The sequence below is a fragment of the Pigmentiphaga litoralis genome, assembly GCF_013408655.1.
GTDB classification, from domain to species: Bacteria; Pseudomonadota; Gammaproteobacteria; order Burkholderiales; family Burkholderiaceae_B; genus Pigmentiphaga; species Pigmentiphaga litoralis_A.
Genome location: NZ_JACCBP010000001.1, coordinates 1,770,829 through 1,789,692, shown reverse-complemented (window position 1 = coordinate 1,789,692; position 18,864 = coordinate 1,770,829). Strand labels below are relative to the sequence as shown.

The 18,864-nt window shown below is 64.5% G+C and carries 20 protein-coding genes and 1 tRNA gene; 13 read left to right on the top strand and 8 right to left on the bottom strand.

Going from position 1 to position 18,864, the window contains the following annotated elements; translation table 11 throughout:
* Positions 1-150 precede the first annotated feature (150 nt).
* The 5 genes from HD883_RS07975 to HD883_RS07955 form a co-directional block, all read right to left on the bottom strand.
* Positions 151-1,137 carry a DUF6454 family protein gene (locus HD883_RS07975; RefSeq protein ID WP_179586645.1) on the bottom strand — a complete coding sequence of 329 codons (987 nt, stop codon included), beginning with the start codon at positions 1,135-1,137 and terminating at the stop codon, positions 151-153.
* Positions 1,138-1,266: 129 nt separating this feature from the next.
* The gene (locus tag HD883_RS07970) at positions 1,267-2,040 is read right to left on the bottom strand and encodes a UDP-2,3-diacylglucosamine diphosphatase (RefSeq protein WP_179588678.1); all 774 of its coding nucleotides are present in this window, start codon (positions 2,038-2,040) and stop codon (positions 1,267-1,269) included.
* Between the two features lie 110 nt (positions 2,041-2,150).
* Positions 2,151-2,654, bottom strand: a complete 504-nt coding sequence (locus HD883_RS07965; protein ID WP_179586647.1) for a peptidylprolyl isomerase — start codon at positions 2,652-2,654, stop codon at positions 2,151-2,153.
* Positions 2,654-3,226, bottom strand: a complete 573-nt coding sequence (locus HD883_RS07960) for a peptidylprolyl isomerase (protein WP_179586649.1) — start codon at positions 3,224-3,226, stop codon at positions 2,654-2,656. Before HD883_RS07960 ends, HD883_RS07965 begins: the two co-directional genes overlap by 1 nt.
* Entirely contained in the window at positions 3,226-3,966 is a 741-nt protein-coding gene (locus HD883_RS07955; protein WP_179586651.1) for a tetratricopeptide repeat protein, read from the bottom strand. The genes HD883_RS07960 and HD883_RS07955 overlap by 1 nt, the downstream gene beginning before the upstream one ends.
* Before the next feature lie 141 nt (positions 3,967-4,107).
* Between HD883_RS07955 and cysS the strand changes: the two genes are divergently transcribed.
* From cysS to HD883_RS07925, 6 genes are all read left to right on the top strand, one after another.
* On the top strand, positions 4,108-5,496 hold the full coding sequence (gene cysS, locus HD883_RS07950; RefSeq protein ID WP_179586653.1) for a cysteine--tRNA ligase: 1,389 nt from the start codon (positions 4,108-4,110) through the stop codon (positions 5,494-5,496).
* 86 nt (positions 5,497-5,582) lie between these two features.
* A complete protein-coding gene (locus tag HD883_RS07945; protein WP_179588679.1) occupies positions 5,583-6,245 on the top strand; it encodes a DNA-3-methyladenine glycosylase family protein in 663 nt (220 codons plus the stop codon).
* Positions 6,245-7,213 carry an acetyl-CoA carboxylase carboxyltransferase subunit alpha gene (locus HD883_RS07940; RefSeq protein WP_179586655.1) on the top strand — a complete coding sequence of 323 codons (969 nt, stop codon included), beginning with the start codon at positions 6,245-6,247 and terminating at the stop codon, positions 7,211-7,213. Before HD883_RS07945 ends, HD883_RS07940 begins: the two co-directional genes overlap by 1 nt.
* Entirely contained in the window at positions 7,182-8,663 is a 1,482-nt protein-coding gene (gene tilS, locus HD883_RS07935; protein ID WP_179586657.1) for a tRNA lysidine(34) synthetase TilS, read from the top strand. The genes HD883_RS07940 and tilS overlap by 32 nt, the downstream gene beginning before the upstream one ends.
* 74 nt (positions 8,664-8,737) lie before the next feature.
* A complete protein-coding gene (locus HD883_RS07930; protein ID WP_179586659.1) occupies positions 8,738-9,994 on the top strand; it encodes an aspartate kinase in 1,257 nt (418 codons plus the stop codon).
* An 86-nt stretch (positions 9,995-10,080) separates the two neighbouring features.
* A tRNA-Ser gene (locus HD883_RS07925) sits at positions 10,081-10,172 on the top strand.
* A 93-nt stretch (positions 10,173-10,265) separates the two neighbouring features.
* Here the strand turns inward: HD883_RS07925 and HD883_RS07920 are convergent.
* Positions 10,266-11,177 carry a LysR family transcriptional regulator gene (locus tag HD883_RS07920; RefSeq protein WP_373563324.1) on the bottom strand — a complete coding sequence of 304 codons (912 nt, stop codon included), beginning with the start codon at positions 11,175-11,177 and terminating at the stop codon, positions 10,266-10,268.
* 19 nt (positions 11,178-11,196) lie between these two features.
* Here HD883_RS07920 and HD883_RS27640 point away from each other — a divergent pair, with 19 nt between their 5' ends.
* The 4 genes from HD883_RS27640 (at position 11,197) to HD883_RS07905 (ending at position 14,087) form a co-directional block, all read left to right on the top strand.
* Entirely contained in the window at positions 11,197-11,328 is a 132-nt protein-coding gene (locus tag HD883_RS27640) for a hypothetical protein (RefSeq protein ID WP_257022054.1), read from the top strand.
* 19 nt (positions 11,329-11,347) lie between these two features.
* Positions 11,348-12,094 (top strand): class II aldolase/adducin family protein, encoded by a 747-nt coding sequence (locus tag HD883_RS07915; RefSeq protein ID WP_179586663.1) that lies wholly within the window; start codon positions 11,348-11,350, stop codon positions 12,092-12,094.
* 2 nt (positions 12,095-12,096) lie between these two features.
* Positions 12,097-12,987: an amidohydrolase family protein gene (locus HD883_RS07910; RefSeq protein ID WP_179586665.1), complete on the top strand. Its 891-nt coding sequence runs from the start codon at positions 12,097-12,099 to the stop codon at positions 12,985-12,987.
* Between the two features lie 122 nt (positions 12,988-13,109).
* A complete protein-coding gene (locus HD883_RS07905) occupies positions 13,110-14,087 on the top strand; it encodes a Bug family tripartite tricarboxylate transporter substrate binding protein (RefSeq protein ID WP_373563323.1) in 978 nt (325 codons plus the stop codon).
* A gap of 15 nt (positions 14,088-14,102) precedes the next feature.
* Here HD883_RS07905 and HD883_RS07900 read toward each other — a convergent pair whose 3' ends face one another.
* Complete coding sequence (locus HD883_RS07900; protein ID WP_179586668.1) at positions 14,103-14,510, bottom strand: DUF2442 domain-containing protein; 408 nt, start codon at positions 14,508-14,510, stop codon at positions 14,103-14,105.
* Complete coding sequence (locus HD883_RS07895; protein WP_179588681.1) at positions 14,494-14,742, bottom strand: DUF4160 domain-containing protein; 249 nt, start codon at positions 14,740-14,742, stop codon at positions 14,494-14,496. The genes HD883_RS07900 and HD883_RS07895 overlap by 17 nt, the downstream gene beginning before the upstream one ends.
* Positions 14,743-15,037: 295 nt before the next feature.
* Between HD883_RS07895 and HD883_RS07890 the strand changes: the two genes are divergently transcribed.
* From HD883_RS07890 to HD883_RS07880, 3 genes are read left to right on the top strand one after another with little or no spacing between them, the layout of a single operon-like run.
* Entirely contained in the window at positions 15,038-16,477 is a 1,440-nt protein-coding gene (locus tag HD883_RS07890; protein ID WP_179586670.1) for an alkaline phosphatase, read from the top strand.
* Positions 16,478-16,503: 26 nt separating this feature from the next.
* Complete coding sequence (locus HD883_RS07885; protein ID WP_179586672.1) at positions 16,504-18,021, top strand: alkaline phosphatase; 1,518 nt, start codon at positions 16,504-16,506, stop codon at positions 18,019-18,021.
* Positions 18,021-18,779, top strand: a complete 759-nt coding sequence (locus HD883_RS07880) for a hypothetical protein (protein ID WP_179586674.1) — start codon at positions 18,021-18,023, stop codon at positions 18,777-18,779. Before HD883_RS07885 ends, HD883_RS07880 begins: the two co-directional genes overlap by 1 nt.
* Positions 18,780-18,864 lie beyond the last annotated feature (85 nt).

Genomic DNA, 18,864 nt, shown 5'->3' with positions numbered 1-18,864 from the left:
CAATCGCGCTAATGCGAAACCGGCTGGCGCCCAGGCGTTTGAACCTGGTCCGACACCACAGCTCACGAGTCGATGGTAGGAATCGTGAGCCCCCTCTGTCAAATGACTAAATGGCACTCCTGAGGTGAGAAAAACTAACTCGAGTCCGCCTTACACCACCACGTCGTACACGAACATCGACGCCGTGTCGTCATCCGGCACGAAGTACGCGCGGATGCCCGTCGCCGTCGCTTCGAACCACGTGGCGTTGGTCGTCATGGGCCGGCGGCTGGGGGCGTACAGCTTGATCGGCACCTGATGGGTCGGCAGGCCGGTTTCCAGGTTCACGATCTCGAAGCCGCCCAGCGCGAACGCGTTGCTGTTCGGCGTGGCGGCAAAGCTCGTCAGGCCCGTGTACAGCATCTCGTCGTCGCCCAGGTACTGGTTGTCCTGGTAGTCGATGTAGAAGGCGTGGTTCAGCTTGCGCAGGTCGGCGGGTGCGACAGCGGCGTCGGGGCTGGCGGCTTGCGCGGTGTCCAGCGCGAAGCGGTAGAAGCGGCGCGAGCCCCAGCTCACGGCGTGCAGGGTGTTGCGGTCGGGGTTGCGCGACAGGCCACCCAGGTGGTCGCGATAGGTGAACAGCTTGGTGGCTTTCAGTTGCGCCGGGTCGACCTTGTACAGGATGGCCTGGCTGTTGGGACGGTATTCGGCGGTCGGCACCCACAGGTTGGTGCCGTCGAAGTCCATGCCGCCCGGGTGGTAGACGGTGCCTTCGCCCACGATCAGGTCGCCCGTCTGATTGCCGTTCATGTCGAACTTCAGGATATGGCCGCGGCCGGCGCCGGTGGTGCGGTCGTATTCGGTGGGGGGATCCAGCCGGGTGGGCAGGGTGGTGATTTCCACGGTGGACAGATAGAACGCATCGCCCACGCGGCACAGGCCCTGGGGGTGATAGGCCATGAAGTTCAGCTTGGTCTCGCGCGACAGGGTCCACACGCTGTCGCTGGTCAGGCGCTTGAGCTTGGCGGTCAGGGGATTGGGCGCGGTGGCTGCGTTGGCTTCCGACATGCCGTCGCCGCAGGCGGACAGCACGTGCGACAGGCCGACGGCGGCAGTGGTCGCGAGGGAAACGCGAAAGAAATCTCTACGGTGTGCCATGAGCGGGATTCCAGGTGCATGAGGCGTCCCGCGGCGCGGGTTGGCCAAGTGCAGCGATCATAGGAATCCCGCATGACAGTCCGGTTGCAGCGTCCGATAATGTTGATGCAGCAACGGAAACAGTTTGTCTCAGTCCTCCAGCCCGATGTCGTTGAACGCGAAGCCGTCGCGGTCCGCGACCAGCCAGCCGCCGCGCGGGGCGTCGGCATCATCCAGGTCCCAGTCGGGCAGCACCCAGCGCTCGGCGCGCGCATCGTCCAGCAGGAACACGTGCCGGTCGGGCCGATGGGTATGCCCATGCACCAGTCGTGTCACGCCGGCATCCCGCAAGGCCTGCGCGACCGCGTCGGCGTTCACATCCATGATGTCCGCCGCCTTGCGGCTTTTTTCGGCCACGCTTTTGGCGCGCAGGTCGCGGGCGATCGCCTGCCGCTCGGGCAGGGAGCGTGACAGGAACTGCGCCTGCCAGGCCGGGTTGCGCACCATGGCGCGAAACTGCTGGTAGGCCACATCGTCCGTGCACAGGCCGTCGCCGTGGCACAGCAGGAAGCGCCCGGCGGCGCTGTGCACCACCGACGGTTCCATCAGCCGGTGCGTGCCCGTGGCCTCGGCCAGGTGGTCGCCCATCAGGAAATCGCGATTGCCGGGGCCCAGGTAGACCGGGATGCGGGCGGCGGCGCTGCGCAGTCCGGAAACGATCTCGGCCAGCCAGGCGGGCGGCGCGTCGATCACGTCGTCGCCGACCCAGGCATCGAACACGTCGCCTGCCAGCAGCAGGCTGTCGGCGTCGGTGGCAGCCACGTCAAGGAAGGCCAGGAAGGCTTCGCGCGTGGCGGGCATCTCTTCGCACAGGTGCAGGTCGGACGCGATCCAGACGGTGCCTGGAAGCTCCAGGACGGGCAGGGAAGAAGAGGGGGTGAGGGTGTCGGAAGGTGTGCCGGGCACTGAATCTCCTTGCGTTAAAACGCATCGAGGCGCCAGTGCGCCTCGATGGTACGACTCAGCCGTGCGAATTACGCAGCGACTTCGGCCTTCGTGATGATCACGTCTTCGGCAGGCACGTCCTGGTGGCCGCCCTTGCTGCCGGTCTTGACGCCCTTGATCTTGTCGACGACTTCCTTGCCTTCGACCACTTCACCGAACACCGCGTAGCCCCAGCCCTGCGGCGTGGGAGCGCTGAAGTTCAGGAAGTCGTTGTTGGCGACGTTGATGAAGAACTGCGAACTGGCCGAGTGCGGGGCGTTGGTGCGCGCCATGGCCACGGTGTAGGCGTTGTTCTTCAGGCCGTTGTTGGCCTCGTTGTCGATCGTTGCCTTGGTCGGCTTTTGCGACATGCCGGGTTCGAAGCCGCCGCCCTGGATCATGAAACCCGGGATCACGCGGTGGAACACCGTGTTGTCGTAGTGGCCATCCTTGACGTACGACAGGAAGTTTTCAACCGTCTTGGGCGCCTTGTCGGCGTTCAGTTCAATGACGATGACGCCGTGGTTCGTAGTGAGATTGACGCGTGTGCTCATTATTTCAGGACCTCTGCTTTTTGGATCGTGATGGGTTGAACCGGGTTGTCCGCGAACGGACCCCGGGTGGTGGTCGGGGTCGCGCCGATCTTGTCGACCACTTCCTTACCCTGGACCACCTTGCCGAATACCGCATACCCGTAGCCACTGGCTGTCGCGGCGCGGTAGTTCAGAAACGCATTGTCGGCAGTGTTGATGAAAAACTGCGCGGTCGCGGACTGCGGATCGGATGTCCGGGCCATGCTCACCGTGTACTTATCGTTTTTCAAGCCATTTGAGGCTTCGTTACGTATCGGTTCGCGCGTCTTCTTTTCGCCCATGTCGGCCGTGAAACCGCCGCCCTGGACCATGAAATTCGGGATGACGCGATGGAAGATCGTGCCGTTGTAGTGCCCGGCATTCACGTATTGCAGGAAGTTCGCGGTGGTCGCGGGGGCCTTCTGGTCATCGAGTTCGATGACCACGACGCCGGCGCTGGTGGTCAGCGCGACTTGCGGACCGGCCAGGGCGGCGCCGGTCGGGGCGGCCAGCGCGGCCAGGGCAACAGCTGCAGCAGTAAGGAAGGTCTTCATTAACGGTTCCGGGGTTGCGGCGCCGGCGTCCTTGCCTCGAGCAACGACTTGATGCCGGCTTCCTTGTTGCGCGCCCCGGCGTTCTGGGGCGCGAGGCGCAGCGCGTCGTTGTACGACCGCGCGGCCATCATCATAAACAAGTCGCCCATGTTCTCGTGCGCGACGGGGTAGTTCGGATCGTTGCGCAGGGCGGCGTCCAGCGCCATCTTGGCCTGTTCCAGCCGGCCATCGGCCACTTCCAGCGCCGCCAGATTGTTCCAGGGCTCGGGCAGTTCCGGAAAGCGCTGCGTCATGTCGGTGTAGACCGCCTTGGCTTCCTGCGGCCGGCCCAGGATGTTCAGGGCGCGTCCCTTCAGGAACAGCATCTGGACGTCTTCGCCCTGGCTGTCGCCGCCCTTGCTCTTGGCCAGGCGGGCGTCGATCTCGGGCAGCGCCTCGGCGGCCTTGCCGGACGCCAGCAGGCCTTCGAGCCGGACCGTGGCCGCGCGCGACGACTCGGGCAGGCGGGTGTCCACCCGCGGCTTGAGCGATTCGAGCAGATTGGTCAGCCAGGGTGAGACGTCGGCATCGGACGGCACGGTCGGGGGCGGCGTGGCGGCCCGGGTCTGCGCCAGGGCGGACGAGCTGCCCAGGCACGACAGCGCCAGGACGGCGGCGGCCAGAATGCCGGAAAGCGGAGTGCCGACACCCTGCAAAGGACGGGTCGGCGCGGCGGGACTAACGAGGTCTGTCGGTGCCAAAAGTGGTTCTGCCCAAGAGTGAACGCGCGGCCGGAATGGGACAGGCGCGCTCGATTGATATAATTTGCTGCAATTCTAGCCCCGGCCGAGGTTTCAATGCGCCGGGGCTTCCCGTTTTTCAGCCTAGCGCACCGCCCAGACATGCTCCAAATCTACAATACGCTTGCTCGTGCCAAACAACCGTTCCAGCCTCGCCAGGCCGGGTGCGTGAGCATGTACGTGTGCGGCATGACGGTCTACGACTACTGCCACCTGGGCCATGCACGCATGCTGGTCAGCTTCGACATCGTGCAGCGCTGGCTGCGCGCCAGCGGCTACCAGGTCAACTATGTCCGCAACATTACCGACATCGATGACAAGATCATCCGCCGCGCGGTCGAGTCGGGCAAAACGATAACCCAGGTCACCGAGTTCTTCATCGACGCAATGCATGAAGACGAAGCGGCGCTGGGCGTCCAGCCCCCCGACCACGAACCGCGCGCGACCCAGCACGTGGGCAAGATGCTCGACATCGTGCGCCTGCTCGAAGACAAGGGTCTGGCCTACCGGTCCAGCGACGGCGACGTGAACTACGCGGTCCGCCAGTTCCCGGGCTACGGCAAGCTGTCGGGCAAGTCGCTGGACGACCTGCGCGCCGGTGAACGCGTCAAGGTGGACACCGCCAAGCGCGATCCGCTGGACTTCGTGCTCTGGAAGGCCGCCAAGCCGACCGAGCCGCCCGAATCCAAGTGGGAATCGCCGTATGGCGTGGGCCGGCCGGGCTGGCACATCGAATGCTCGGCCATGAGCATGGAACTGCTGGGCATGCCGCTCGACATCCACGGCGGCGGTCCGGACCTGAAATTTCCGCACCACGAAAACGAAATCGCCCAGAGCGAAGGCGCCTATGGCGGCACCTTTGCCAACACCTGGATGCACTGTGGCCCGCTGATGGTGGACGCCGAAAAGATGTCCAAGTCGCTGGGCAACTTCTTCACCATCCGCGACACGCTGGAACACTACGACGCCGAAGTCATCCGCTACTTCATCGTGCGCAGCCATTACCGCAGCCCGCAAAACTACGCCGGCGACAACCTGGCCGACGCCCGATCGGCCCTGACGCGGCTGTACACTACGCTCGCCAACGTCGCCCCCGACGAGGCGGGCGTCGATTGGGATCATCCGACCGGGCTGGCCTTCAAGGCCGCCATGGACGATGACTTCAATACGCCCGAAGCCGTGGCTGCCCTGTTCGAACTGGCTGCCGAGGCCAACAAGTCCGGATCGGCCCGTGCCGCCGGACAGCTGAAGGCGCTGGGCGGCATGCTGGGCCTGCTTGGCCAGCCGCCACGCGAATTCCTGCAGGGCAAGGCAGGGGGCGACGACGCCGATACCGGCGCGGCGGCCATCGAGGCGCGCATCGAAGCGCGCGCCCAGGCGAAAAAAGACAAGAATTTTGCCGAAGCCGACCGCCTGCGCGCCGAGCTGCTGGCCGAGGGCATCGTCCTGGAAGACAAGCCGGGTGGTGTCACCGTGTGGCGCCGCGCCTGATGTCCATCGGTCGAGAACAGAGAACCGAATTCCCTATGAAGTCGCACGTTGCAGACGAGTCCGGCCCGGTGCTGGACGCTGGATTGATGGACGGCCGGCCGGCGAACGACGGGCCGGCCGACGACCCCGGCAAGCCCGACTACTGGGACGCGGCTGTCGCGCACCTGATGAAACGCGACCGTATCCTGCGCAAGGTCATTCCGCAGCATCCCGAAGTCCACCTGCTGACCCGCGACGAACCGTTCGTCACGCTGGCGCGCGCCATCGTCGCCCAGCAGATCTCCGCCAAGTCCGCCGAGGTCGCCTGGGAAAAATGCGTGACGGCCTGCCATCGGCGCGTCACGCCGTCGGCCGTGGTGCGCGCCGGGTTGGAAGGGCTGCGCGAGGCCGGCCTGTCGCAGCGCAAGTCCGAATACGTGCTCGACCTGGCGACCCATTTCCATGAAGGTCGCGTCCATCCCCAGCAGTGGGCCGAGATGGACGACGAAGCCGTCATCACCGAGTTGACCGCGATCCGGGGTATCGGACGCTGGACAGCCGAGATGTTCCTGATTTTTAATCTGCGGCGGCCGGATGTCCTGCCTTTGGACGACCCCGGCCTGCTGAGAGCTATTTCGCTGCATTATTTCAGCGGCGAACCGGTGTCACGCTTCGAGGCGCGGGAAGTTGCGCAAGCCTGGAAGCCGTGGTGCACCGTAGCAACCTGGTATCTCTGGCGTAGCCTGGATCCCGTACCCGTGGAGTACTGATGCGCAACGCATTTCTAGAATTCGAGCAACCGCTCGCCGAACTCGAAGGCAAGATCGAGGAACTGCGCTTTGTGCAGGCCGATTCCGCCGTCGACATTTCCGAAGAGATCAGCCGGCTCCAGACCAAGAGCCAGACGCTGGCCAAGGAAATCTATTCCAAGCTGACGCCCTGGCAGACGGCGCTTGTCGCGCGTCATCCGCAGCGTCCGTACACGCTGGATTATGTCCGCGAGCTGTTCACCGACTTCCACGAACTGCACGGTGACCGTCAGTTCGGCGACGACAAGTCCATCGTGGGCGGCATGGCCCGCTTCAACGGCGCGCCGTGCATGATCATCGGCCACCAGAAAGGCCGTGACACCAAAGAACGCGCGATGCGCAACTTCGGCATGCCCAAGCCCGAAGGCTATCGCAAGGCCCTGCGCCTGATGCGCCTGGCCGAAAAATTCAACATGCCGGTGTTCACCTTTGTCGACACGCCTGGCGCCTATCCCGGCATCGACGCCGAAGCGCGCGGCCAGTCCGAAGCCATCGGCCACAACATCTACGCGATGTCGGAACTGAAAGTGCCGATCATCAGCACCATCATCGGCGAAGGCGGCTCCGGCGGTGCGCTGGCGATCGCGGTGGCCGACGTCGTGCTGATGCTGCAGTACTCGACCTACTCGGTCATTTCTCCCGAAGGTTGCGCGTCGATTCTGTGGCGCAGCCAGGAAAAGGCGCCCGACGCCGCCGAAGTGCTCGGCATTACCGCGCACCGGATCAAGGCCCTGGGCCTGATCGACAAGATCATCAGCGAGCCCGTTGGCGGCGCGCATCGCGATCCCAAGCAGATGGCGCAGCTGCTGCGCCGCGGCCTGGTCGACAGCCTGCGCCAGTGCCAGGGGGTCAAGCCGGCCGACCTGGTCCGCACCCGGTTCGAACGTGTGATGTCCTATGGCCGATTCAAGGAGACCGTCCAGCCCTGAACCGGGGCAGGGCGGTAGTGCATCCCCCCTCCTGGTTGCGCTGGTCTCGGCGCTGAACGGGGCGTTCGACGCCCTGCCGCCGGGGCTGGCTCGCCTGGCGGTCGCCGTCAGCGGCGGGCCCGATTCGTCGGCCCTGGCCATGCTGGCCGCGCCCGTGGCCCGGGAACGCGGGTTGGCGCTCCACGTCTTCCATGTCCATCACGGCCTGCACGCGCAAGCCGATGATTGGGCCCGCATCGCGTCCTGTCTGGCCGACCGCCTGGGCCTGCCGTTCGCGCAGACCCGTGTCAGCGTCGACACGTCCGACGGGCGCGGCATCGAAGCCGCCGCGCGCGTGGCGCGTTATGCCGCGCTGGCCGATATGGCCCGTGCGGCGGACGTGCGCCACATCCTGCTTGGCCACCACCAGGACGACCAGGTCGAAACCGTCCTGCTGCGGCTGCTGCGCGGCGCCGGCCTGGACGGGGTCGGCGGCATGGCGGCCGTCAGCCAGCTCGACGGCATCGACTACCTTCGGCCCTGGTTGACCGTGCCTCGCAGCCGCATCCAGGAAACCCTGCGCGACTACGGTCCGGCCCTGGCGCCCGACTACGTGGCCGTCAGCGATCCGTCCAACCTCGATATCCGCTATGCCCGGGGCGCGCTGCGCAGCGACGTGCTGCCCGCCATCGAACGCACCTGGCCCGGCTACCGCAGCACCCTGGAACGTTTTGCGCGGCTGGCGACCGAGTCCGCCGACGTGCTGCGCGAAGTCGCGGCGGCCGACCTGGAAGCCGTGCAGGAGCACGTGCCGCCTTACGACCACTGCGTGCGTGTCTCGGCATTGCTGGGCCTGAGCGAAGCCCGCCAGACCCTGGTGCTGCGGCTCTGGCTGGCCGAACACGGGCTGACCATGCCGTCCGAAGCCCGACTGCTGGAACTGCAGCGGCAACTGCAACGCGCGGCGCGCGACCGCCAGATCGTGCTCCAGCACGAAACGGTGCATGTCCGGCGGTTTCGCGACTGGCTTGTGATCGACCGGGTGGGGGAGCGTTCTGGTGACCGGACAGGCGACCATTCTGGCGACGACGGCGCGGCCGACGCCGCCGGCATCGTCTGGACAGGCGAAGCCGACATTCGCGTGGACAGCCATGGCGGCATCTTGCAATTTTCGTCTGCCGCGCAGGGCATCGACCCACAGTGGCTGCGCGGCGGCCCGCTCAGCATCGCATGGCGGCGCGGGCGCGAACGCCTCAAGGTCGGCCCCGCCACGCCCAGCCGCAGCCTCAAGAACCTGTACCAGGAACGCGGCATTCCAAGCTGGGAGCGCGAGCGCCTGCCGCTGGTCTACCGGGGCGACATCCTGGTCTATGCGGCGGGCCTGGGCATCGACGCCCGCGTGCCGCAAGCCGAACCCGGCATCCGTTTGAACTGGGTCGCCGATCGTCCGGGCGCAACGGTCGTTTCCTAAGGCTTTTGCGAAGTGGCGCTGGCTGGGCTACCATTTATGGTTAGCCTGCCCTTTAATGATCCGAACACGAGAAAATGGCACTGATCGTTCATAAATATGGCGGCACGTCGATGGGCTCAGTCGAGCGCATCAAGAATGTTGCACGCCGCGTCGCCAAATGGCACGCCGCCGGCCACCAGATCGTGGTCGTTCCTTCGGCCATGTCCGGGGAAACCAATCGCCTCATCGGCCTGGCCAAGGAAATCCAGGAACAGCCCGATCCGCGCGAACTCGACATGATCGCCTCGACCGGCGAGCAGGTCAGCGTGGGCCTGCTGGCCATGGCGCTGAAATCGCTCGGCCTGGACGCCCGCAGCTACACCGGCTGGCAGGTTCCCGTGCGCACCGACGCCTCGTACACCAAAGCCCGCATCGCGTCGATCGACGACGCGCGCATCCGCGGCGACCTGGACCAGGGCCGTGTCGTGATCGTGGCAGGCTTCCAGGGCATCGACGATGACAACAACATCACGACGCTCGGCCGTGGCGGCTCGGACACCTCGGCCGTCGCCGTGGCGGCCGCGCTCAAAGCCAGCGAATGCCTGATCTACACCGATGTCGATGGTGTCTACACCACCGACCCCCGCGTCGTGCCCGAAGCGCGTCGCCTGCGCGTCGTGTCGTTCGAGGAAATGCTGGAAATGGCATCCCTCGGCTCCAAGATTCTGCAGATCCGGTCGGTCGAATTCGCCGGCAAGTACCGCGTGCCTACCCGCGTGCTGTCGTCCCTGACCGATCCTTTGATGCCGCTCGACGAAGAAATGCAGTCGGGCACCCTGATTACCTTTGAGGAAGACGAAAAGATGGAATCCGCTGTTGTTTCGGGCATCGCGTTCAGCCGCGACGAAGCCAAGGTCACGGTCCTGGCCGTGCCCGACAAGCCAGGGATCGCGTACTCCATCCTTGGCCCCATCGCCGCCGCGAACATCGATGTCGACGTGATCGTGCAGAACCAGTCGGTCGCCGGCACCACCGACTTCTCGTTCACCGTGCATCGCAACGAGTTCCAGAAGACCATCGACGTGCTGAACCGCGACGTGGTCACGCAAGTCGGCGCCCGCGAAGTCGTCGCCGACCCCAAGGTCGCCAAGGTCTCGATCGTCGGCATCGGCATGCGCTCGCACGTCGGCGTCGCCAGCCTGATGTTCAAGACGCTGTCGGAAGAGGGCATCAACATCCAGATGATCAGCACGAGCGAAATCAAGACCTCGGTGATCATGGACGACAAGTACATGGAACTGGCCGTACGCGCGCTGCACAAGGCGTTCGGGCTGGACCAGACGCAGGCCTGATCTTCAGGTGTGTGTGACAGGGGAATTTGCAGGCTTTTTCGCTGCGTAGACCCTGGATGACGTGATATACTCTGCGTCGTTGTTTCGGAGGCGTGCCCGAGTGGCCGAAGGGGCTCCCCTGCTAAGGGAGTATGCGGCTAAAACTGCATCGTGGGTTCGAATCCCACCGCCTCCGCCAAGATGTTGAAAACCCGCTGGTTCGTAAAGAGCCAGCGGGTTTTTTCATTTGGGGCGCGATCTACATCCCAGGCTGACGTCATCCGCGGCGCGATCAGATGCGCGCCACCGCCGGATCGAACATCTGGTGAACCGTCTTCCTGAACCACTGGTGGCCCGCATCATCATTGTTGCGGGGATGCCAGACCGCATCGATCGCCAGCGTCATATCGCCCAGCGGCATCGGCCGGATCACGCACTTGCCCGACGCCAGCACGGCAGGCATCCAGTGCGCCGGAATGGCGCCGACCAGATCCGTCTGCTCGATCACTTCCACCATGCCTTGCCAGCTTGGCACCCGCACCATGACCCGACGCATGCGGCCGTCCGTCGCCAGCGTGTCGTCCACGATATTGCTGCCGACGCCAGTCACCTTCACCTGGGGCTGCGCCAGGTAGGCGTCCAGGGTGAAGGGTCGCGAGGCGGCCGGGTGATCCCGGCGCATCAGGACCACGAAACGGTCGTCCAGCAAGCGCAGGGATGCGGAGGGAATGGGCGATCCCTTGCCGACCGACAGCCGCACCTCCAGGCCTTCATACGCAACAAGGTCAGACGTCCTCACACCATCCAGCGGTTCCACCGCCAAGCCGATATCGGGCGCATGGTGCCGAAGATGCGTGCACAGGCGCGGCAACAACTGGCCCCCCACGTAGTCCGACACACTCAAATGAAAGGTGCGGCGCGCAGTGGCAGGATTGAAGTCCCGCTGAACCGTCAGCACGTCTTCGATCTGGGTCAGGGCACCCTTGAATGCGGCTGCCAGCTTGACGGCTTGGGGTGTCGGCTCCATGGCCCCCGCCACCCGCACCAGCAGGTCGTCATTCAGCGCGATACGCAGGCGTTTCAGGGCATGGCTCACCGCCGACTGGGTGATGCCCAGCCGGGCTGCCGCACGGGTCACCCCGCGTTCTTCGATCAACGCTTCGAAGACCACGAGCAGGTTCAAATCAATGCTGCGCAGATTCACGTAGGGCTCCGGCCTGTGTATGAACATCATTCATGTCGATGATGATAAACATGAACTGGATGCCGCGCAGCAAGGGCTTCACACTCCTTTCATTCCGCCAAAGGCAACCCCGAAAGGAGACGACGATGAACGCTTTGCCCACTGCGGTTGAACGAGGTCAGACGAGCGATATGAGGCCAGCCGCCTTCAGCGCCGAAGAGTGGCAGACACGCGTCGATCTGGCAGCCTGCTATCGGCTGGTGGCGCATTTCGGCATGAGCGACCTGATCTACAACCACATCACCGCACGCATACCTGGCACGGACTTGCTGTTGATCAATCCCTACGGCCTCATGTACGAAGAGATCACCGCATCCAGCCTGCTGACGATCGATCTTGACGGCCAGATCGTGCGCAATGCCGATCCACAGTACGGCATCAACGCGGCAGGCTACGTGATCCATAGCGCCGTGCATGCGCACCGGCCCGACGTGCACTGTGTGATCCACACGCACACCCGCGCGGGCATGGCGGTATCGGCCATGAAGTGCGGGCTGTTGCCGCTGTCGCAGACGTCCATGCGCTTCTATCGTATTGCCTATCACGACTATGAAAGCGTCGCGCTTGAACTGGACGAGCGCGAGCGGCTGGTGCGCGATCTGGGGTCGCATGACGCGATGATCCTGCGCAATCACGGCTTGCTGACTGCCGGACCCAGCATCGCGCAGGCATTCAACACCTTGTACTGGCTGGAGATGGCTTGCAAGGTCCAGGTCGATGTCCTGAACAGCGGACAAGACATCCAATTGCCCCCGGAACATATCCTGGAAAAGACCTGGCACTTGTATCAACCGCATGTGCGCAGGCCGTTCGGCGAGATGGAGTGGCCCGCCATGTTGCGTCTGCTGGATCGGCGCGACCCGTCGTACCGGAACTGATCATGCTGCCTGAATTTGTCAGCAGTCTGGAAGCCGGTGCCGTCACGTCCTACCTGCCGCATCTGCCGCGTCCATCGCCACCCCGGCAGCGCCTGCCGGTGGGCGCATGCGATTGCCACTTTCATGTCTTCGAGGATGCCTACCCCTACGCCGACCCGCGCAGCTACACCCCGACGCCCGCACCGATGGCGTCGTATGTCTACCTGAAGTCAACTTTGGGTATCGATCGCGCAGTGTTGATCCAGCCCAGCGTGTACGGCCGCGATCATGCCTTGTTTGAAGCTGCGCTGGCAGCGCACGGCGCCTGGATGCGCGGGGTGGCCGTGGTCTATGGCGATACGCCCGACAGCGATATCGCACGATGGGATCGGCTTGGCGCACGGGGCACCCGGTGCAATGCGTTGTACGAGGGCGGCGCCACCCTTGAAGAGATGACGCGCGTCGTCGATCGTGTGCGGCCCCTGGGCTGGCACGTGCAGTTGCTGGTCGATGTGGCAAGGTCGCCGCGCATCGCCATCGACATTGCGGAGCGGGACGTGCCCATTGTCGTGGACCACTTCGGACACTTTCCTGTCGATCGCGGCGTGCGGGATCCCGGCTTTGCCAACCTGGTGAGCCTCGTGAGGGAAGGGCGGGCCTGGGTCAAATTGTCGGCCGCCTACCGGCTGACCCCTGAGCGGCGCGACTTTTCCCATCTGCAGCCGCTGGTGGACGCACTGCTGCGCGCCGGGCCCGACCGCCTGGTGTGGGGCACGGACTGGCCACACCCCGCCATGCATGCGCCCATGATCGACGATGGCGTGCTTGCCGACGCGGTCCTTGATTGGCTGAGTCCGGCGGATCGTCAGCGCGTGCTGGTCGATAACCCGACGGCGCTGTACTGGCATCGATGATGTCCAGATCGATGACGATCACAACAACAGCGATGACAACGACAGCGATGACGGTCGCAACGATGACCGCTCGTTGACGACGACAACCATAACGACAACGACACACCGCACGGAGACACTGCATGAACACCCCACGTCGTACCTTCCTCAAGCTCAGCCTTGCCGCGATGCCTGCCCTGCAATCGATGCCTGCATGGGCGCGCAGTTTTCCCAGCAAACCGATTACCCTTGTCGTGCCCTTTGCTCCAGGCGGCAACATCGACGTGGTGGGTCGCAGCCTGTCCGTTCCTTTGTCCAAGCTGCTAGGGCAGATCGTGGTGGTGGAGAACCGCGCCGGGGCGGGCGGTGGCATCGGGACCGCATCCGTGGCCCGTGCCGAGCCTGACGGGCACACGCTGCTGGTGGCGACCCCCGCCCAAGTCGCGACCTTGCCGCAGATGTTCAAGACGGCCTACGACGTCGCCAGCTTCCAGCCCGTCGGCGTCGCTACCCGAACGTCAATGATTGTCGTGGCGCGCCGCGACGACGCGCGCTTCAAGACTTTCGACGACTTCCTTGCACTGGCCCGAGGCAAGCCCGGCGCCATCAATGCCGGGCACGCCGGCAACGGCACACCGAATCATCTGGCGCTGCTGCAGTTGGAAAATGCCGCACGCTGCCAGTTTGGCGCGGTCGCGTACAAGGGATCGGGTCCAGCACTCGTGAACCTTTTGGGTGCGCAGATCGATGTCGTGTTCGATCAGGTGACGAGCTCCATGCCCCATATCAAGTCAGGTGCCTTGCGGCCCCTGGGCATCCTCGGGCCGGTTGCCGATCCGACCTTGCCCGGTGTGCCTACCCTGGCGGAATCGAATGTCGGACGCTTTGACGCGACCACCTACGCCGGTCTGCTGGCACCCGCCGGGACGCCCGGCGCGGTCATCGACATTCTGTCGCAGGCACTCAAGAAAGCCCTGGCGGACCCGCAGTTGAACGCGTCCCTGAACGCGCTCGGCAGCTTCACGGAATCGGGTGACGCAGCCGCGCTGAAGACCTTGCTGGACACAGAGCGCGCGCTGGCCATGAAGCTGGTGGCTGAAGGACGATTGACGGCGAACTAGGCCGCCGACGCACCTTCACACGACCGCCGACTTGCGCGGACGTCCCCCCAACGCGCCGTTGTGGCGGGCGGCCGCTGCCTTTGCTGGCGATGTCGTCTGACCCGCGCGACGGGCCATCCACGCCTGGGTTCCGAACAGCCCTGCCATCAGGCTAGGGATCGCAACGTCGGCATCGAGTGCTTCCCAGTACAGACCGAAGCCATTGCCGATGACCTGAACCTGGCCGAGCTGATCAAGCGTCGCCGTGGCCAGTTCTTGCACCAGACCTGGGGGAAATGCGAATACGCAGCCGTTTTCCAGTTCAACGGTGACCCGGCCCGCATCAGTGTCGAAGCGCGCTGACGCCGCGCGGGGCTCGCTTGCCCGCGCGATTTTGCCGCGCTCGATGGCGGCATCGATCTCAGCGTTATTGAGCTTGTCCATGTAGTTCTCTCCATCGTGTCAGAAATTCAAGGCGGCGCGCGTTGACTATCTTCATCGCGCGCCTGACTTCGCCATGTTTCATACCTTCCGCCCAGACCAATACGGGCTCACCCTCCAGACCTGACAGATCAATCTTGGCATGGCCGGAGCCGTAAACATGCACGTGCGCAGGTTCGTGGTCCATGCTGTAGATCACGACGCGAAGTCCATCCGCGCGATAAACGGTCACCATATTCAAGTTAACCTATCGGGTTGGGTTATTCAAGGGCGCGTCGCTTGGCTTGCTTCTTTTGACGCTCACATCTCTGGCTGACAACAGGATGCTGTGGCGCCGACCAAACCACTAGATCGGTGATCTGCCCATGGATCAGGTTGCGCATTGCCACTTGCCCGAATCTGATAACCCGCTTCCCCCCCACCGTCACAACACTGTCACGCGCCCGCCGTACTCTTCACGGATATCTGCTTCCCACACCGCTCGACAGGCCGGCGTTCTGCCGGCCTGGCCAAGATCCCGAGGATATCCAATGAAACGCATCGCACTGCCTCTCGCCGTCGCGGGGGCTTCCCTGCTGATGGCCGCCTGCAACGGCGACAACGACAATGACACGCCGACGACACCGGTCGCGACGGGCCCGACCAAGAACGTCGTGTTCTTCCTGGGCGACGGCATGGGCATCACGACCATGACCGCGGCGCGCATCTACAGCGTGGGCGAAGACGGCGAGCTGACCATGGACAAGCTGCCCGAGACGGCGTTTGTGCACACGTACTCGGCCGACGGCCAGGTCACTGACAGCGCGCCGTCGATGGCTGCCTACATGACGGGCGTCAAGATGAACAACGAGGTCATCTCGATGTCGCCGGAAACCAAGGCGACCAATGCCGCTGGCGCGCCGTACCACACGCTGTTCGACAGCACGTGCCCGGCCACGGGCAATGGCACGCCAGTCGACACGCTGCTTGAAATCATGAAGACGGCCGGGTACGGCACGGGCGTGGTCAGCACTGCGCGCATCACGCATGCAACGCCGGCAGCCACCTATTCACACGTGTGCCATCGCGATGCCGAGAACACCATCGCGGCCGCCCTGGTTCCGGGCGGTGCGGGCTACAACGCCAAGCTGGGTGACGGCATCGACGTGATCCTGGGCGGCGGCGGCAGCTACTTCATTCCCAAGACCACCACGGGTGGCTTGCGTAACGACGGCCGCAATCTGGTCAACGAATTGAAGACGGCCAAGTACGGCTACGCGGCCAACAAGACGGAACTGGCGGCGTTGCCGGCCGATGGCACGACCAAGATTGCAGGCCTGTTCAACAACAGCCACATGGCCTATGACCTGGACCGCACGGCCACGCAGGAACCCAGCCTGGCCGAGATGACCAGCAAGGCGATCGACGTGCTGGCCGCCAAGAAGAAGGGCTTTTTCCTGATGGTGGAAGGCGGCCGTATCGACCATGCGCTGCACGCCACCAACGCACGCCGCGCGCTGCAGGACACCGTGGCCTTCGACGACGCGATCAAGCTGACGCTGACCAAGATGGCGGCGCTGGATCCGGGCCTGAAGAACACGCTGATCGTCGTCACCGCCGACCACGACCACACCCTGCAGATGAACGGCTACGCGCAGCGCACGGGCAAGACCGAAGCGGGCAAGCCGGGCGTGCTGGGCCTGGTGAAGAACTATGTCGATGGCGCGGTCTCGACCGACGTCGACAAGAACCCGTACACGATCCTGGGCTTTGGCAACGGCCCGAAGCGGCTCGCTACGCGCGGCCCGATCGACGCCACCGCGCTGGAAAGCGCCGACTTCCTGCAGGAAGCCGTGGTGCCGCTCGCGACCGAAACCCATGGCGGCGGCGACGTCTTCCTGGGTGCGCAAGGACTGGGCGCCGACAACTTTGCCGGCTCGCTCACCAACAACGAAGTATTCGGCCTGATCAAGAAGTCCATCGGCCTTTGATGCCGCGAGAAACCAAGGAAACCGACATGACATCCATGATCCGCAAACAGGCCCTGGTGCTCGCGCTGGCCGGCCTTTCCGGCACGGCCTACGCAGCCGGCGAAGCCAAGAACGTCATCTTCTTTCTGGGAGATGGCATGGGTCCGGTCACCGTGACCGCCGCCCGCATCTACAAGGGCGAAAAGCAGTTGGCCGCGGCACCGGGCTCGCTGGCTTCCAGCGAGCGCGCCAAGCTGACGATGCAATCGCTGGGCAACGCCGCCCGCGTCAAGACCTTTTCGCGCGATGGCCAGACCACCGACAGCGCCCCGTCGATGGCCGCCTATATGACCGGGGTCAAGATGAACAACGAAGTCATCTCGATGTCGGCCGACACCCTGGCCTACAAGGCGGATGGCACGCAGTTCATCAACGGTGAAGACACCACGTGCGCTGCCACCGGCAACGGCACGGCCGCCACGACGCTGCTCGAACTGGCCAAGGCCAAGGGCCGCGCGGTGGGCGCCGTGTCCACAACGCGCGTCGGCCATGCCACGCCTGCCGCCACCTACGCGCACATCTGCAACCGCAACGCCTACAACACCATCGCCGAACAATCGGTGCCCGGCCATCCGCGCTACAACGCGGCCCTGGGTGACGGTATCGACGTGCTGATGGGCGGCGGACAGCGCAACTACCTGCCGCTGTCGACCTACCCGGCCAGCAAGCGCACCGACAACGTCGACCTGGTTGCCGCCATGAAGGCCAAGGGCTATGCCTACGCTGACACGGCAACAAACTTGAGCGCGCTCAATACGGCCGACGCGGCTCGCGTGCCCAAGCTGCTGGGCCTGTTCTCGCCCAGCGAAATGGCGTATGAACTGGACCGTGTGAACCAGAAGCTCGACCAGCCCAGCCTGTCGCTGATGACGGAAAAGGCGCTGGACGTCCTGACCCGCAACACCAACGGTTTCTTCCTGATGGTCGAAGGCGGCCGTATCGACCACGCCCTGCACGGCAGCAACGCCAAGCGCGCGCTGGAAGACACGCTGGCCATGGACAAAGCCATCGACTCCGCCCTGGCCTATATGGAAAAGAAAGATCCGGGCCTGAAGAACACGCTGGTGGTGGTGACCGCCGACCACGATCACGCGATCGCGTTCAACGGCTACACCAAGATCAACTCGCCCATCCTGGGCAAGGCGGTCGACTACCAGACGGGGCAGCTGGCCAAGGCATCCGACGGCAAGCCCTACACCACGCTGGTATTCGGCAATGGTGGCCGTCCCAACACAAGCGCAAGCAGCCTGGTCAACGCCGAAGACGGCAACAAGCCCTGGATCGCTCCGGTGCGCGGCGCCACGCGCGACGACCTGACCAACGTCGATACGACCAACGACAACTTCCTGCAGGAAGTCGGCATCAACCTGGGCACGCCCGGTTCCGAAACGCACGGCGGCGGCGACGTGATGCTGTTTGCCGGCGGTGCAGGCGCCAAGATCTTCCGCGGCACCATGGACAACACCAAGGTGTTCTCCAAGGTCCGGGAAGCGGCGGGTCTGTGATGCGTCCCGTGTTGCACACGCTTGCGGTGGCAGTGGCCCTGACGTTGGCGGCTGCCACGTCAGCCGTCGCGCAATCGCAGCCCGCCGTGGACCCTGCCGCGGCGGCCGCGCAGGTGACGACGGCGGTCGCCGCCACCCCGCCGGTTGCCTTGCGTCTGGCGTATGAGAACCGGTCCATCGGCACCGATGGCGTGACGCGCGACAGCCGTCATGCCGACCTGATGTTCCGCGACAAGGCGGCGGTGTGGATCGAACGCGAACTGCCTGCGGCCTTGCGTGAGAGCGAGCATGAAGGGCATCAGGTGGCGCACGGTCCGCATGCCGGTCACGCGCACGACGATGCCCAGGGTGCGCCCCTGCTGATCCAGCGGGAGCCGGACGGCAAGGTGGCGGTCAAGTCCATCCTGCACAAGCAGAAGCGGGTGATCGACGTCGAACTCGCGCACCAGGCCAATGTGGGCTATGGCGGATCGTGGGCAGCGGCCTATTGGCTGCTGGACCCGGTCGCGTTGACGCGGATGGAAAAGCTGGGCGCGGGCGGGAAGGGCGTCGAACGCTATCGCCTGGTGCAAGGCGAACGCACCACCCTGGTCGATTGGGATGTCGCGGGAAAATACGCCCGCCGCATCGAACAGAAAGATGCGCACGGCCTGTCGCGGCAAGTCATGACGGCATCGGCCATCGCCATGCCGAAGGTGATGCCCTGGCAGAAACTGAACAACTACAGCCGCGGGGATTATTCCGATCTGCTGGATTGACGTCCAAGGTGTTGAAGGATCTTGGCAGGCTGCTCGCGTGACGCGTCAGCCTGTTTTTTTTCGTCTGTGCGGATTTCAGCCTGTT

What these genes read in the sequence shown, in the direction of transcription:
- HD883_RS07915 (WP_179586663.1), top strand. Translation starts at nt 11,348, where the DNA reads ATGAGGCCAGCCGCCTTCAGCGCCGAAGAGTGGCAGACACGCGTCGAT.
- HD883_RS07890 (WP_179586670.1), top strand. Translation starts at nt 15,038, where the DNA reads ATGAAACGCATCGCACTGCCTCTCGCCGTCGCGGGGGCTTCCCTGCTG.
- cysS (WP_179586653.1), top strand. Translation starts at nt 4,108, where the DNA reads ATGCTCCAAATCTACAATACGCTTGCTCGTGCCAAACAACCGTTCCAG.
- HD883_RS27640 (WP_257022054.1), top strand. Translation starts at nt 11,197, where the DNA reads ATGAACATCATTCATGTCGATGATGATAAACATGAACTGGATGCCGCG.
- tilS (WP_179586657.1), top strand. Translation starts at nt 7,182, where the DNA reads ATGGCCGATTCAAGGAGACCGTCCAGCCCTGAACCGGGGCAGGGCGGT.
- HD883_RS07910 (WP_179586665.1), top strand. Translation starts at nt 12,097, where the DNA reads ATGCTGCCTGAATTTGTCAGCAGTCTGGAAGCCGGTGCCGTCACGTCC.
- HD883_RS07895 (WP_179588681.1), bottom strand. Translation starts at nt 14,742, where the DNA reads ATGGTGACCGTTTATCGCGCGGATGGACTTCGCGTCGTGATCTACAGC.
- HD883_RS07945 (WP_179588679.1), top strand. Translation starts at nt 5,583, where the DNA reads ATGGACGGCCGGCCGGCGAACGACGGGCCGGCCGACGACCCCGGCAAG.
- HD883_RS07975 (WP_179586645.1), bottom strand. Translation starts at nt 1,137, where the DNA reads ATGGCACACCGTAGAGATTTCTTTCGCGTTTCCCTCGCGACCACTGCC.
- HD883_RS07965 (WP_179586647.1), bottom strand. Translation starts at nt 2,654, where the DNA reads ATGAGCACACGCGTCAATCTCACTACGAACCACGGCGTCATCGTCATT.
- HD883_RS07885 (WP_179586672.1), top strand. Translation starts at nt 16,504, where the DNA reads ATGACATCCATGATCCGCAAACAGGCCCTGGTGCTCGCGCTGGCCGGC.
- HD883_RS07940 (WP_179586655.1), top strand. Translation starts at nt 6,245, where the DNA reads ATGCGCAACGCATTTCTAGAATTCGAGCAACCGCTCGCCGAACTCGAA.
- HD883_RS07905 (WP_373563323.1), top strand. Translation starts at nt 13,110, where the DNA reads ATGAACACCCCACGTCGTACCTTCCTCAAGCTCAGCCTTGCCGCGATG.
- HD883_RS07930 (WP_179586659.1), top strand. Translation starts at nt 8,738, where the DNA reads ATGGCACTGATCGTTCATAAATATGGCGGCACGTCGATGGGCTCAGTC.
- HD883_RS07880 (WP_179586674.1), top strand. Translation starts at nt 18,021, where the DNA reads ATGCGTCCCGTGTTGCACACGCTTGCGGTGGCAGTGGCCCTGACGTTG.
- HD883_RS07900 (WP_179586668.1), bottom strand. Translation starts at nt 14,510, where the DNA reads ATGGACAAGCTCAATAACGCTGAGATCGATGCCGCCATCGAGCGCGGC.
- HD883_RS07960 (WP_179586649.1), bottom strand. Translation starts at nt 3,226, where the DNA reads ATGAAGACCTTCCTTACTGCTGCAGCTGTTGCCCTGGCCGCGCTGGCC.